12 protein-coding genes are annotated in these 13,966 nt (G+C 71.9%); all 12 read right to left on the bottom strand.

Features of this window, described 5'->3' with window-relative positions; translation table 11 throughout:
* Nucleotides 1-108 precede the first annotated feature (108 nt).
* Nucleotides 109-531, bottom strand: coding sequence for a hypothetical protein (locus ACIGW2_RS23085; protein ID WP_391655721.1), 423 nt, complete (start codon nucleotides 529-531; stop codon nucleotides 109-111).
* Between the two features lie 564 nt (nucleotides 532-1,095).
* Nucleotides 1,096-1,704, bottom strand: a complete 609-nt coding sequence (locus ACIGW2_RS23080) for a hypothetical protein (protein WP_391655722.1) — start codon at nucleotides 1,702-1,704, stop codon at nucleotides 1,096-1,098.
* A gap of 83 nt (nucleotides 1,705-1,787) precedes the next feature.
* Nucleotides 1,788-2,027, bottom strand: a complete 240-nt coding sequence (locus tag ACIGW2_RS23075; protein WP_399845479.1) for a hypothetical protein — start codon at nucleotides 2,025-2,027, stop codon at nucleotides 1,788-1,790.
* Nucleotides 2,028-2,242: 215 nt separating this feature from the next.
* Nucleotides 2,243-3,415, bottom strand: a complete 1,173-nt coding sequence (gene mycP, locus ACIGW2_RS23070) for a type VII secretion-associated serine protease mycosin (protein WP_399845477.1) — start codon at nucleotides 3,413-3,415, stop codon at nucleotides 2,243-2,245.
* 71 nt (nucleotides 3,416-3,486) lie between these two features.
* The gene (locus tag ACIGW2_RS23065; protein ID WP_399845474.1) at nucleotides 3,487-5,028 is read right to left on the bottom strand and encodes a hypothetical protein; all 1,542 of its coding nucleotides are present in this window, start codon (nucleotides 5,026-5,028) and stop codon (nucleotides 3,487-3,489) included.
* A 36-nt stretch (nucleotides 5,029-5,064) separates the two neighbouring features.
* Nucleotides 5,065-5,610 (bottom strand): hypothetical protein, encoded by a 546-nt coding sequence (locus tag ACIGW2_RS23060; RefSeq protein ID WP_391655726.1) that lies wholly within the window; start codon nucleotides 5,608-5,610, stop codon nucleotides 5,065-5,067.
* A gap of 103 nt (nucleotides 5,611-5,713) precedes the next feature.
* A complete protein-coding gene (locus ACIGW2_RS23055) occupies nucleotides 5,714-6,415 on the bottom strand; it encodes a hypothetical protein (protein WP_399845472.1) in 702 nt (233 codons plus the stop codon).
* A complete protein-coding gene (locus ACIGW2_RS23050; RefSeq protein WP_399845470.1) occupies nucleotides 6,415-8,763 on the bottom strand; it encodes a hypothetical protein in 2,349 nt (782 codons plus the stop codon). The genes ACIGW2_RS23055 and ACIGW2_RS23050 overlap by 1 nt, the downstream gene beginning before the upstream one ends.
* A gap of 9 nt (nucleotides 8,764-8,772) precedes the next feature.
* Nucleotides 8,773-9,204, bottom strand: a complete 432-nt coding sequence (locus ACIGW2_RS23045) for a hypothetical protein (protein WP_391655729.1) — start codon at nucleotides 9,202-9,204, stop codon at nucleotides 8,773-8,775.
* 91 nt (nucleotides 9,205-9,295) lie between these two features.
* A complete protein-coding gene (locus tag ACIGW2_RS23040; RefSeq protein ID WP_361583022.1) occupies nucleotides 9,296-11,584 on the bottom strand; it encodes a molybdopterin cofactor-binding domain-containing protein in 2,289 nt (762 codons plus the stop codon).
* Nucleotides 11,581-13,011 carry a 2Fe-2S iron-sulfur cluster-binding protein gene (locus ACIGW2_RS23035; protein WP_399845467.1) on the bottom strand — a complete coding sequence of 477 codons (1,431 nt, stop codon included), beginning with the start codon at nucleotides 13,009-13,011 and terminating at the stop codon, nucleotides 11,581-11,583. Before ACIGW2_RS23035 ends, ACIGW2_RS23040 begins: the two co-directional genes overlap by 4 nt.
* Nucleotides 13,008-13,895: an FAD binding domain-containing protein gene (locus tag ACIGW2_RS23030; RefSeq protein WP_356066982.1), complete on the bottom strand. Its 888-nt coding sequence runs from the start codon at nucleotides 13,893-13,895 to the stop codon at nucleotides 13,008-13,010. The genes ACIGW2_RS23035 and ACIGW2_RS23030 overlap by 4 nt, the downstream gene beginning before the upstream one ends.
* Between the last annotated feature and the right edge of the window lie 71 nt (nucleotides 13,896-13,966).

The raw sequence follows: 13,966 nt of genomic DNA, 5'->3' as shown, positions 1-13,966 counted from the left end.
TGAATCGTCCCCGTCCCCGTACGCGTACCCGGACTCGTGCCCGCAGCCGTGCTCGTGCCCGTAGCCGTGCTCGCACTCGTACCCGTACTCGTACTCGTCGCCCGCGGCCTACTTGAAGTGTTCGCTGATCTTGGACACCGTGAAGTTGGTGGCCAGGATCTCCTCGTGGTTCTCGTGCGTGATCACGGTGTCCTCGAGGTGGTTGTGGATGTGCGCGCAGGCGCTCAACAGCGTCTCGGCCTGGGTGCGCCAGGTGTCCCACATGGTCCACATCGCCGAACCGGTCAGGAAGCCGTCCTCATCCAGGTTCTTGGAGGCGGTGTCGGTCTGGGCGCCGGCGTGGAAGGCGTCGTTCTCGAACCAGTGGAAGAGTTCCTGGGCCTCGTTGCCGACCGCCTTCAGGTCCGGCGAGGTGACGACGTAGTCGCCGTCCTTGACTCCGCCCGCTCCGCCCCCGGACTCTTCCGGGACCCCGTTCAGTCTCATCGCCGCGGCCTCGCGCGCCTGGCGCCATTCTTCGTCGAACGACATGCTTCCCCCGCCGAGCTTCGCTTCAGCAAGCATCATGGACATGGAATGGCCCGATCCTAGTGCAGCCGACGGCGAATTACCCTCCGGTCAACGGGTTCGTTCGCCACCGACCACGCTTTCACAGGACACTCACAGCTACTTCCCGCCCGCAAATCAACTGACGTACGACATGTCGCCCACCGGACCCCGCCCGGGCCCGCCCTCGCGCACCCCGCCTCGGCCGCTCCCCTGAGGGCACTCGAGGAGGCTCTTCCTGCCCGGGTGGACCACCCGGGGCGGACACCAGGGGACTGCGCGCATGGAGGTCCGCAGCGTCTCGTCACGCGGCTGGCCCCGTCGCCGTCCCCCGGAATCCCGGAAACCCGGAAAGCCCGGGAGGCCAGGGAGGCCCGGCAAGCCCCGGAAGCCTTCCTCCCCCGTGCCGCCGTTGCGTCGCCCGCTCCGCCGACGGCGAGCAGACCGTGCTCCTCACGGCCACGACGACGCCGAGCGCCCCGGCCACAGCCCGCCTCAGCCACCGGCGCACCCGGCGGGCGGTTCCCCGCTCGCGGGACTCAGCCCGCCCTATCCCCACGGCTCGTAGGACACCGGCGTATCGGCGGACCAGAAGGGGGACTCCACGTTGGGCGCCGTCGGCGGCCGCTTGCTGTAGTCGGGGCCGTTCGGCGGCGTGAGCGGCGGACGGACGACGGACTTCTCCACGCAGGGCGTGGTCACCTCGAAGTGGGCCTGTCCCTTCCAACCGATGAGCACGCTCAGCTGGAAGCCGTCCGGCGTCAGGTAGTACACGGCCTGCTTGTCCTTGCTGGTGGCCCGGAAGGTGAACCCCTGGGCCCGCCAGTGTCGTTCGACGAGACGCAGGAACGCCGGCCGGCGCTGCTCCGAGACGATCGTCATGACCGTGCGCCGCCGGTCCGTGGAGCACTCCCCGTCCATGGACTGCCGGTGCGTCCACTGCACGGGCGGCACGATCGCCGCGAAGGTGTCGTCAAGGATCCGGTCGGCCCGCTCGGCGGCCTGCTGCATGGTCATCCTGACCACGGGCGCCCGCTCCTTCCCCTTCCCCTGCCCTTGCCCGCGGCCCCCGTCCGCGGCACCCGATCCGCCGGTGAGCCCGCAGCCGGCCGTCACGACCGCGGCCAGACCGGTCGCGATCAGGACTCGTCGTCTCATGGGGCTGCCTCCGGTAGGTCGTGGCGCGCGGTCGTACGGAGCGTACGCGGGCGGAAACGGGCGCGCGGAGGGGGCATTGCCCCTCAGGGCGGCAAGCGGCCGGGGATCGCGAGGGCTTCCTGACAGCCCACCAGGCTGCGGGTGTTCCGGGCGAGACCCGCGAGCAGCCGACCGGACAAGTCGCCGCCGTCGTCGTCGCGTCCCTCGGCCCGCAGCCCGACCTCCAGCGGGAGCCCTTCGCCCTGCTCCGGTGCGGTGCCCGCGACCGTGCACGGCATGACCACCGCACGCCCGTCGACCACGTCCCGCTTCTTCACGTACACGCCGTCGGTCCGGAACGCACGGCCGCGACGTTCCCCTCGCCGAAGAACGCGCCACACACCTCCAGCGCGACCCGCGCCCCCGCACCCTCGCCCTGCCCGCTCACCTCTCCCCCACCGTCTCCGCCACCACTGCACGCCACCGCACGCCACTGCCGCGAGGGAGACGACCACGGCGACGACGCCCTTGACCACCCGCGCTCCGGGATTCCGCATCGTCATCCGCGCCGCGACCGCAGCACCGGCACCGCGACCGCCGCGCCCAACAGCACGGCCGCACCGACTCCGAGGCCGATCCAGAGCCCGGTGCCGCCGCTTCCGCCTTCGGCATCGTCCGCCTGCGGGGCCGGGGCAGGAGCGGGCTGGTTCGCGGGCGGTGCGGCCGAGGGCGATCCGGAGGCGGTCCGGTCCGCCGGCAGGTCCGGGATCGGGCGCACGTCGGCGGGGCCGGGATCGCCCGGGGTCTTCAGGGCGCGGAGGGGGCGGATGGCGCCGTAGCCGATGTAATCGTTGCGGCCGGCGCCGTCGTCGGGTGCGGCGATGGTGTTGAGCATGACCTTGAGGACCTGGTTGTTGGTCCAGTCGGGGTGCTTGGCCCAGATGAGGGCGGCGGAGGCGGAGGCGAGGGCGGTGGCGTCGCTGGTGCCGGTCGACTTGCACAGGCCGGTGCCGCCGCCGCAGGCGTGGACTGTGTCCTTTCCGGGGGCGACGATGTCGACCTGGGGTCCGTACTGGGACATGGGGATGCGGGTGAGCTTCTGGTCGATGGCACCGACGCCGACGACGCCGGGGGTGGCTCCGGGGTACTCGGGCCTGTTGCCCTCCTCAGCGCTGTTGCCGACCGACGCGAAGACCAACGCCCCGTGGTCGACCGCATACTTCACGGCGTCGGTCAGGCCCTGCGAGCCGGCCGTCGCCCCCAGCGAGATGTTGATGACCTTGGCACCCGCGTCGGCGGCATACCGAATCGCAGGGGGGATGTCGCGGTTGAACGCGTCGTCGCTGTCCTTCTGGCTTCCCCGGCCGGCTTCGATGTGCGGAACGCGGACGGGAAGGATCTTGGCACCGGGCGCCAGGCCGAAGGCACCGTCCCCGCCCCGCGCCCTTCCTGTTCCGGCGATGAGGCCCGCCATTCCCGTCCCGTGTCCGTCGTAGTCGGTGAACTCGTCGCCCGGTCTGTCAGTCGCGAAGTTCTTGCCGTCGATTACCCGGCCCCTCAGATCGGGATTGTCCTTGTCGACGCCCGAGTCGATCACCGCGACCGTGACGCCTTCTCCCTTGCTGATCTGCCAGATCTCGTCCGCGTGCATGATGTCGAGGTGCCACTGCTGCGCGCGGATGCTCTCCGCGTGTGCGGGCACGGACGCGATGCCCACCAGCAGCAGGCCCAAGCCGGCCGAGGCGATGTTCCGGACGCGGCTCCGTCGAATACTGCTGGTACGCATCTGCTCCCTCGCGCCGATCAGTCGATGACGGGCGGTGCCGTAGGGCGGCCGCCCTGCCGCCAGGTCTCTTCGTCCTCGACAAGGTAGTCGGGGCGCTCGCTCCGCTTCTCCTCACGCTGGTCCGGGGCGGGACCGGAGCCGCCGCGGCCCACCGGGCCGGTTCCCTTGGCGCCCTCGCGCACAAGCCCCGAACCGCCGGGCGTGAAGGGACGTCCCGCTGCGGTGCCGGTGCGCTCTGCACGGCCGCCCACGACCCCACCCGGCTCGGAGGCCAGACGGCGGCCGCCGGTGATACCGCTCTGCCCACCGCCCGTTCCACCCGCCGGGTGGCCCATGCCGTGACCGGCCACGGGGGCACGGCCGACGCCGTTGCCGGTGCGCCCAGTGGGCTCCTGCCCGATCACCGTGCTTCGCGGAATCCCGGTGGCGGGCCGGCCGACCGGGTTGCTGGGCACGGGACGACCGCCGCTGATGCCTTCACGGGGCATCGGGGGCAACTGACCGGTGAGGCCCGGAAGAGGCCTGCCGCCGGGGCCGAGAGGGGTCCGGGTGCCGTTGAGCGGAGGAAGGGTCACGGGACCCGACTTGCCGATCGGAGGTGGCGCCGGGATCGGCCCCGGCGGGACGGCGAGCGGCGGCATCCCATTGGGGTCCGGCCGGGTGAGAGGGGGCTGACCGACGGTGGTGGGCGGTGTGCCGGTCGTGGGCGGCGGCAACGTGTTCACGCTGTCGATGCCCAGGTCGGCGGGCGCCTCGGGGCGGACGGCATGCGTGGGACCGGTGGTGTCGCGCGTCGGCGGGACGAACTGCGCGTCAGGCAGCGGCCTGCCGTCGAGCTGACGGCGCGTGGTGGTCGTCCCGTCGTCGGTCACGATGCCTGCGGGGTGAGCCTCGCCCCTCGGCGTCGTTCCGATGTACGACGTGTCGTCCCTGCTGTCTTGCTGCTGCGGCACGAAGTCCGTCGGCGGAGGCTGGAACGACGGCATCCGGAAGCTCGTCATCTGGCTGCTCGACCACTGGTACGTCGCCGAGAGCCGTTCCATCTCCGCCGCAGCGGCCTGCCGGTTGGCGTCTTCCTGCGCCTTGATCGCCGCGGCGTCGGCGCCCTCCGGGGCCATCTGGTTGCGGGCGTTGCGGGCGATCGTCTGAGCGTCGGGGTCGTTGTGGTACTTCTGCGCCGCCGCCAGGTTCTCCTTGGCCTGCGCGTGGGAGGTGTAGCGCGGGATGGAGCTCTGGGCGGCGGCGATGGCGTCGGCGGCCTCGGTCAGCCATTTCGCCGAGTTCTTGGTGTAGTCGGAGAGGCTGTGGGTCGTGCTCGCGAGGCTGGCGGTCCACTCCTTGAACGCCTGCTCCGCCTTGCTGTCCCACTCCACGCGGCCGGGCCGCTTCTGCAGCTCCTTCGCGATCTCCGTCATCTTCGCCGCGGCCTTGGCCAGCCGGTCACTCGCGCTGCGTACGTAGAAACTGCTGGCCTCGTCCAGCCAGTTCAGCATCTGCTGGTGCGGCATGGAGCGGAAGTCGGTCCGCCCGCCGCCCCCACCGCCCTCGTTCAGCTCCATTCGGGAGTCACTCCTTCCCCGTGTCTCGTGGCCCGGCTAGCCGAGGCCTGCCGCTCCGCCGTCGACGGTCTCGGTGCGCTGCGGCTCGGCCGGGGTCTGCGCCGGCTGCTGCTGGGCGGCCGTGGCGTCCGGCTTGCCCGAGGGCGTCGTGTCATAGCCGGCCTTCTCGTCGGCCGCGGCCTTGGCCTCGCTCGTCCGCTTGCTGATGGCCAGCATCCGGGCCCGGATGTCCTCGTCGGTCTCTTCCATGCCGTTCTTGGAGATGCCGACAGCGATGCCCAGGCCTTCAAGGCAGTCGGACAACAGGCCGGACAACCTGATCAGTTCCGCGAGCACGCTCTTGTACGACGTGAAGATCTCGTCGGCCTCGATCCACGCGGTCCCGCCTCCACCGAACTGGCCACGGACCACCTGGTCCGCCTTCATGTTCGCGGGAGCGGCGGGCGAGGCCAGAAGGTCGGTGATCAGTCCGTCGACCCCCTTCTTGAACTCCATCATCGACTCGGAGTTGTAGAGCAGGGCCTCCCTGCTCATGCCACCCAGGGCGTAGCCGCTGCCCGCCCCGTCCACATACGCTTCCATGCCTGACGCTCCTCCCCCGCGAACCGTCAACACGCGCTACACGTCCATGAGTTCACTGTAAGCATGACGTAGGACAGAGGACACTCCCACAGCGGTTCCGCCGCTATCGGACGGGGCCTGGGGGCCACACCTTCGTCGGCTTCTTCGGCTTGATCACCGGCGTGGCTGGCAGACCGGCGTCGTTCACGCAGCCCAGCTTCCTGACCACGGCCAGCGTGACCGAGTGAAGGATGATCAGGTTGTCCTCGCGCGTGGCGGCAGTGTCCGGAGTGCTCGCCCACCTGACCCTGAGAATGCCCATGAAGCGTGCGGGCCGCTTGTCCGAGCCCTTCAGCCGGGCGCTGGTGCACGTGACGTACAGGTAGGCCCGTCGGTAGCCGACCTCGGCCTCGGCCCCCATGTCATACGGGTACATGAAGGGATCACCGGCATAGGTTCCGAGGGATCGCTCCTGATACACGTCGAAGCCCACCCCCAGTTCATGGCGTGGCCCGTTGGCGGCAACCGCGCACCTCTCGGCCCCCAGGCTGACGGTGACTCCCTTGTCGTAGTCCTCGCTCAACTTCGCGGCCGCCTGATCGAGCCATCCTGTGGGCGTGTCACGGAACGTCTCGGTCCCCAACGCCCGCTCGAGCGCGGGCGCCGCCGCTGCGGAGATGGCCCCGTCACACTGCTCCCGCGCGGTCACTCTCGGCTTGTGCTCCTGCTCCTGCCCCTGCCCGTTCCCCTGCCCGCAGGCGGTGACCACCAGGGCCCCGGCAAGGAGGAAGCCTGCCGCCTTGAGGGTGCGTGCGCGCCCGGTCATCACTCGTCCCCTTCCCCTGTCTGAGGCAGCGTGCCCTGGCGACCCTGGGTCATGTCACCCTCGTTGTAGGCATTGATCCGGGCTTCCACGACGTGCTGCACTTCGGCACTGCTCAGTTCCCCCCGGTGGTGCAGGAGGAATTGGTTCAGAGGGGTGAGCGAGATCTCCCTGCCCCGGGCGAACACAGCCGACTTTTCCTTCTGGGCCTGCTCCTCGAGATCGCCCTTGTGCTCGTCCGCTGCCTTGTCCGACCAGTCTCCGACCAGCTCTCCGGCCAATGTCTCCAAGGCACCGCTGCCCGTGTCCACGGCAAGCGGCACCACAATGGCCGCGGCACCTGCGGCCACAGCCGTCGCAGGGAGGAACGCGACACCGGCTGCGATGGCAGCGGCCGTGCCGAACTCGATCCAGGCCCCTCTCGCTTCCTGAGCCTTTTCGAAGTCCTCCTGGACCTTCAGCGTCTCGGCCGTGATCTGACCAGCCCTCGCCCGGTCCAGTAGCCCCTGCATCGTGGCGTCGGTGACAACGGCCGCGCTCACGCGCCCACCGTCGACCCGACCGCTGTGTTCCTGCGCCTCTCGCTCCAACACACTGGTGACGTAGGCCTGTTCCGCGACCGACACGGTGGCATAGCTTTCAGGGTGTTGCCCAAGCGTACTGAGAAACTCGATTGCCGCAGCTCGGTCGATAACGGCGTGAGAAGCGCGCGCCTCCCAGTCTCCGCGTGGTGCGAAGACGTCCCTCGCCACTGGGCCGTCCGCCAGGGACCAGTTGAGGTCGTCGATGTACCCGGCCGCCATCGTCCCCAAGCTGTCCGCCAGTGCCGAGTGGTGCTCCTTCAGGAACTTGGCGTTCCCGTACACGCCCACGACCTCGCTCATGATCTCGGCCGTGGTGCTGTCCCTGACGAGCTTCGGGTCGGGATCGTCCCAGGCGTGCCCGAGCGTGGCCGCCTCCAGTGCGTGGCCGAGTGCGTCCGGGAGGAAGTCCGCGGCCTTCTTCACGTCCTCGGGCCGGTGCCCGTCGACATCGGGGAAGCCGGCGTACTTCTCGTCCGTGAAGACGCTCAGATACGTCTTGAGGGAGCCGTCGGGGTTGGTCCCGAGCGTGTAGTCACCGCCGGGTGTCCCGTCCTCCTTGTACGAGGTCGGGGTCTTCGAGAAGAACTCCTTCGCCGCCTCCGGGCTGTGCCCGAGCGCCTCCAGCATCGGCACCACCGGGTCGTAGCCGGCGCCGTTGACCCCAGAGGGGTTGAACGGGTTGTGGTGTACCCCGCCGAAGCCCTTGGCCCCGGCGAACATCTTCGGGTCCTTGGCGTGGAGCTGCGTCACGTGCTCGGCGACCGGGACGAGGAAGCGGGGATTGTAGTCGCCGTTGCGGAGAAGGCCGCCGAGCAGCTGGTAGCCGTAGGGCGCGTTGTAGTCGTTCTTGGCCATGGGGATGCGTTCCGTGCCGAGCTTGCGCATCTCCGCCGACCAGCGGTCGGCCCACGCGTCGTCGGACCGGGTCGCCTGGGCCAGGTTGAGGCCGAGGTTCTTCTGGAGCTCCTGGACGTCGGTCAGACGCTGGTCGTCGACCTTGCCGTACTTGTAGGTGTCGGCCGAGAGCTGCCCGAAGAACTCCAGCGACTTCCTGGGCCCCAGCCCGTCGTAGAAGGTCCGCGCGAACTCCTTCGACCCGCTGTTGTCCGCCAGCAGCTCGTTGAGGCTCAGCAGTTCCTTGTGGGTCAGTCCGCGGCCCTTGCTCGCGAGATCGAGGGCACGGTGGGCCTCCTCGGCGTCCAGGCTCTTGTACTTCGGTGCGCTGAAGTTGTGGCCGTCGCCGGTGATGTTCGCGCGGAGCGCGTTGGCGCAGGCGACGTCGGCATCGGCGCAGGTCTCGAGGATCGCGTCGATCCGTTCCCGGAACTCACCGACCGTCTGGTCCTGCCGGCGGAGCTTTTCGCGAACTTCAGGATCGTTTCCGATGTCGTTCGACACCACGAGCGGATGGGCGATTCGCACCGCACCCGCCGGGGTCACGACCACGCCCCTCTTCCGCGCCTCCTCCTGGAGGTCGTGCAGGTCGTTCTGCGCCCTCCTGAAGGCCTCGTATCCCTCCTGGAGGATCTTGTGAATGCCCTCCGCGGCCTTCGCCGCATCGGCGAACTCCTTGGCCGTCTTGTCCACGAAGGGCTTCGTGACCTCGGCGTTCACGCCACGCCAGTAATCGTCCTTGGCCTTGGCCGCCATCGTGATGCGGGCGTCCTCGGCGAGGCGGTCCAGCTTGGTCTTCATCTCGGACCAGTGGTCGGCGGCCGTCTTCAGTTTGCCGAGGGATGCCTGCATGACGTTCTCGTAGGTCAGCATGGCCGCCCCCTACTTCAGGTACTCGTTGAGCCTGGACACCGACAGGGCCGCGTGGATGTCCGCGTCGTCCTTCGCGTGCGCGGCGGCGCTGTAGTCGAGGTGGTTCGAGATCTGCGCGCAGGCGTCCAGGAGCGTGCGGAGCTGCGAGTCCCAGGTCTTGTGGACGGTCGCGAGGGCCGAGCCGGTGAGGAAGCCGTTCTTTGTCAGGTCGCCGCCCGCCTCCGTGGTGACGGAGGCGGCGTGGTTGCCGTCCTTGGCGAGGCGCCCGTGCAGGGCGAACGCGGCGTGGCCGACGGCGCCCAAGTGGTCCTGGTTGACGCCTAACTCGGCTCCACCGCCCCCGCCACCGCCGGGATCTGCCTGGTTGAGGCGCATGGCGACGCGCTGCTGCGCGTCGGCACGGGCGGCTGCCCACTCCTGGTCGAACGCGTCCGTCGGCACGGTTCCCCCTCTCCCGTGGGCGGCTCCCCTGCCGCTCCACGCGTCACTGTCGGTCGATGCTAGTGCAACGCTCCGCAGTGAAGACGGGTCCTCAGCCCGTCACCACCGCCGCCTGTGGGCGGATCGGGAGGCGGTTGACGGGGCGGCCGGTGGCGGCGCGGACGGCGGAGGCGACGGCGGCCGGGGAGGTGACCACGGGGACCGCGCTGGCCGGTTTGGCGCCGAAGGGGGCGACGACGTCGCGTTCCTCGACGAGTTTGACGATGCGGATCTCGGGGGCGTCCAGGGAGGTGGGGAGGGCGTAGCCCGTCAGGTCGGGGCGGCGGACCAGGCCGCGGGAGGTGCGGAGGTTCTCGGTGAGGGCCGCGCCGACGCCCTGGGTGACGCCGGCCTCGATGCGGGTGGCCAGCTGGGCCGGGTTGAGGATCCGGCCGACGTCCTGGGCGACGGCCATCTCCACCACCCGGATCGAGCCGAGCTCCACGTCCACGTCCACGACCGCGCGGATCGCGCAGAAGGCGAGACCGACGAAGGCGTCGCCCTGGCCCGACTCGTCGAGCGGCTCGGTGGGGTGCGGGCGGCACTGGGCGGTGGCCCAGAGCTCCTTGCCCTCCATCGCCTCGGCGACCGTGGTCGACAGGACGCCGTCGTACGAGGTGATCTTGCCGTCGGTGATCTGGAGCAGCTCCGTGGACATGCCGAACTTGTGCGCCAGCGGCTGGAGGAGCTGGGTGCGGACCATCTTCGCCGCCCGCTCGACCGCCCCGCCCGAGACCCAGGTGTGCCGGCCGTGGGTGGCCGGGCCGGCCGGGGGCTGGTCGGTGTCGACCGGGGCCACGTGCACCTCGTCGACACCCAGGGTCTCCTGCACGATCTGCCGGGCCAGCGTCGAGAAGCCGGAGCCGGTGTCCACGGCCGCGCAGATGACCGTGGCGACGCCGTCCTGGACCCGTACCGTCGCCGTCGACACCTCGTCGGTGCCCTCGGCGCCCAGCATGTGCACCATGCCGATGGCGTAGCCGACGCCGCGCCGCACCGCGCCCGGCTCCCCCGCGCCGTCCGGGCCGCCGGGCAGCAGCCAGTCCTCCTCCGGGGAGTCCATGGGCAGCGAGGGCAGCGGGAAGTCCCGTACGGCGGCGAGGAGCTCGGCGACCGGGGCCGGGCAGGTCACGGTCTGGCCGGTGGGCAGGATGTCGCCGGTGGCCAGGACGTTGCGCATCCGCAGCTCCGCCGGGTCCAGGCCCAGCTTCCCGGCGAGCTTGTCCATCTGCGCCTCGTACGCCGCGCACACCTGCATCGCGCCCTCGCCCCGCACGTGGCCGGACGGCGGGTTGTTGGTGCGCATCGCCCAGCCCTCGACGAAGGCGTGCGGGACGACGTACGGGCCGCAGGCGAAGGCGACGGCCGCGGCCAGCGACTCCGAGGACGAGTCGGCGTAGGCGCCCGCGTCGAGCAGGATCTGCGCCTCGACCTTCACCAGCCGGCCCTCGGCGTCGGCGTGGTGGCGGTAGCGCAGCAGGGTGGGGTGGCGGTGGGCGTGGCCGAGGAAGGACTCCTCGCGGGTCGCGGTCAGCTTCACCGGGCAGCCGGTGCGCAGCGCGAGCAGGCCGAGCGGGATCTGGAAGCCGGGGTCCTCGCGGTCGCCGGTGGCGCCGGGCACGCCCGTCACGACCACCTTGACCTGCTCGGGCGCGAGCCCGAAGCAGGCCGCGGCCAGGTCGCGGTCGGTGTGCGGGTCGGTCGAGGCCGTGTAGATCTCCACGCCGCCGTCGGGGCGCGGCACGGCGAGCCCGGCTTCGGCGCCGATCGGGGCGGTGTCCTGGCGGCCGATCCGGTAGAGGCCCTCGACGACGACCTCGCCGGTCGCCCCGGGGTCGCCGAAGCGCAGCGGGATGTGCCGGATCAGGTTGCCGTCGGGGTGCAGCGGCGGCGCCTCGAAGGCCTTCTCCGGGTCCGTGACCGGTTCCAGGACCTCGTACTCGACCGCGATGGCGGCGGCGGCGAGCCGCGCCGTGTCCGGGTGGTCGGCGGCCACGGCGGCGATCGCCTCGCCGTGGTGGCGGACCAGCTCGGCGGCGAACACCGGCCGGTCGGCGATCCTGCGGCCGTACGTGGCGGCGCCGGGCACGTCGGCGTGGGTGACCACGGCCCGTACCCCGGGCATCTCGACCGCCGCCGAGGTGTCGATGGACACGATCCGGGCGTGCGGGTGCGGGGAGCGCAGGATCGCCGCCCACAGCAGGCCCTCGGCCCACAGGTCGGAGGCGTACGGGAAGGTGCCCTCGGTCTTCGCCCGCGCGTCGGCCTGCGGGAGCGAGACGCCGAGACCCAGGCCGAGGCCCTCGGGCTCCGTGGTCGTCGGGTCGCTGCTCACGCTCACGCCGTGCCTCCGTCGTGCGGGTGGGGGATCTGGTGCGGGATGCGGGCGGCGGGGTCGCCGCCGTCGCCGGAGGCGGGAGAGCCGGCCCCCGTCCCGGAAGCGGGCGCCGGGCCGCGCCCGGCGACGATCTCGCGGACGGCGTCGAGCACGCCGCGGTAGCCGGAGCAGCGGCAGAGGTTGCCGCACAGCGCCTGCCGGGTCTCCAGCTCGGTCGGCGCGTGGTTGCCCTCCAGCAGGTCGTGCACGGTCATGGCCATGCCGGGGATGCAGAAGCCGCACTGCACCCCGCACTTGGCGAGCGCCCGCTGCACGTCGGAGGGCTCGCCGTCGACCGCCAGGCCCTCCACCGTCCGCACCTCGGAACCGGCCGCAGTGGCCGCCGGCACCAGGCAGGACGCCACGAGCCGGCCGTCCACCTGCACGTTGCAGGCCCCGCACTCGCCCTGCGAGCAGCCGTCCTTCGCCCCGGCGAGGCCCAGCCGCTCGCGCAGCACGTAGAGCAGCGACTCGCCGATCCACGAGTCGGTCACCGGCCGGTCCACGCCGTTCACGCGCAGCGCGTACGAGATGGTGGGGTGCTCGTCGCTGTCGGCGGAGCTGTCCGTCGGCAGGTCCGCGTGCAGGTCCGCGGGCAGGTCCGTCGGCAGCGCGACAGGCGGCACCGGCTCTTCCCGTACGGGCTCGGGTACGGCGTCGGGTACGAGGTCGGGTACCGGCTCGGGTACGGCCCCGTCCGCCGGTACGGGCTCCGCCGCCGCCGGCTCGACGACGGGCTCCACGGCCTCAGGACCCGCCCCCGGCTCCTGCTCCTGCTCCCGCTCCGGCTCCCGCTCCGTGAACGCGTCCGCCCACGGTGCCGGCGCGCCGCCCGGCAGGGTCGCGGGCGCGCCGCTCGCGTACGGCGCGAGGCGCGAGGCGGTGTACTCCCCCGAGTCCTCCAGGGCGTCCGCCCCGTCCTCGACGGTCGGCACGGTCCACTGGCCGGTCGCCCCGTGGTCGGGCGCGGACGCGTACCCGGCCTCGTACCCGGCCACGGACTCGGCCTCGTACCCGGCCACGGACTCGGCCTCGTACCCGGCCACGGACTCGGCCTCGTACCCGGCCACGGACTCGGTCGCGGCACCGGCAACGGCAACGGCATCGGCGCCGTAGCCGGCCCCGTACGCCGGGTCCTGCTCCGGCGCCGGGGGCTGGACGGCCCAGGTGCCGGTGGCCGCGGGGTCGCCCGCCGCGGCCGGGGTGAGCGGGACGATCATCGGCGGGGGAACGTAGCCGTGGCCGGGGGCCTCCAGCGGGGTGCCCTCCAGCATGAACTCCGGGGGAAGCTGCACGAAGGCCGTGGCGTCGCCGTCGTAGCCCTCGCTCTGCGGGATCGGCTCCCAGCCGCCCGTGCGTCCCCGCTCCGCGTCCTCGTGTGCGTCGCTCACGACAGCGCCCTCCCCAGTGCACGTCGGGCCAGCGCGGCGACCGTGCGCCGCAGGTGCAGTACGGCCGGGGGCAACTGCTCGTCGCCCTGCGGGTCCGGAATGCAGGCGGCGGCCACGTACTCGCCGAACGCCGTCAGCGCCTCCGGGGCCAGGCCCCGCTCCCCGTCCCAGTCCACCAGCGAGGCGATCCACTGCTCGGCCTCCAGCGGGCGCAGCGGCATCGGCGCGATCGCGCCGACCGCGCAGCGCACCCCGCGCCGGGCCGGGTCGAGGACGACGGCGACGGACGCGGTGGCGCGGGCCGGGCCGGTGCGGCCGGTGGCCTTGAGGAAGACCTGCGGGGCGTGCAGCAGCGGGACGCGGACGAAGGCCACCAGCTCGCCGGGGTTCAGCAGGTCGCGGCCGGCGAGGAGGTGGCTGACCGGGAGCTCGCGGGTGCCGAGCGGGCCGACGACCACGAGCTCGGCCTCCAGGGCGGCGAGCACCGGCAGCGAGTCGCCGGTGGGCGCGGCGGAGACGATGTTGCCGCCGAGGGTGCCGGCGTTGCGGATCTGCGGGGGGCCGGCGACGCGCGAGGCGGCGGCCAGGGCGGGGATGAGGGCCGCGAAGTCGGGGCGGCCCATCCGGGCGTGGGTGAGGCCGGCGCCGAGCAGGGCGTGGCCGTCCTGGTACTGCCAGCCGCGGATCTCGTTGATCCGGGTCAGTCCGACGAGTCCGGCGGGGCGCAGCTGTCCGCGGTTGACGGCGGCCATCAGGTCGGTGCCGCCCGCCACGGGAACGGCGGCCGGCATGGCCGTCAGCGCCGCCACTGCCTCGTCGAGCGAGGCGGGCAGCGTCACGGACCGCGCCGTCCGTGATGCCGTCTGTGGTGCGTGCGTGGTCAACCCGCTGCCCCTTCCCGGTGTCCCGGTGATCCCCGACCGTCCCCGGCTGTCACGCCTGTGTGGGCGTACCG

The organism is Streptomyces sp. NPDC053541, assembly GCF_044544705.1.
In the GTDB taxonomy this organism is placed as follows: Bacteria; Actinomycetota; Actinomycetes; order Streptomycetales; family Streptomycetaceae; genus Streptomyces.
The sequence above is the reverse complement of the archived record's forward strand: the minus strand, read 5'-3'. Positions and strand labels throughout refer to the sequence as shown.

Coding starts and splice junctions, on each gene's coding strand:
- ACIGW2_RS23065 (WP_399845474.1), bottom strand. CDS start 5,028: ATGGAGCTGAACGAGGGCGGTGGGGGCGGCGGGCGGACCGACTTCCGC.
- ACIGW2_RS23050 (WP_399845470.1), bottom strand. CDS start 8,763: ATGCTGACCTACGAGAACGTCATGCAGGCATCCCTCGGCAAACTGAAG.
- ACIGW2_RS23080 (WP_391655722.1), bottom strand. CDS start 1,704: ATGAGACGACGAGTCCTGATCGCGACCGGTCTGGCCGCGGTCGTGACG.
- ACIGW2_RS23060 (WP_391655726.1), bottom strand. CDS start 5,610: ATGGAAGCGTATGTGGACGGGGCGGGCAGCGGCTACGCCCTGGGTGGC.
- ACIGW2_RS23085 (WP_391655721.1), bottom strand. CDS start 531: ATGTCGTTCGACGAAGAATGGCGCCAGGCGCGCGAGGCCGCGGCGATG.
- ACIGW2_RS23055 (WP_399845472.1), bottom strand. CDS start 6,415: ATGACCGGGCGCGCACGCACCCTCAAGGCGGCAGGCTTCCTCCTTGCC.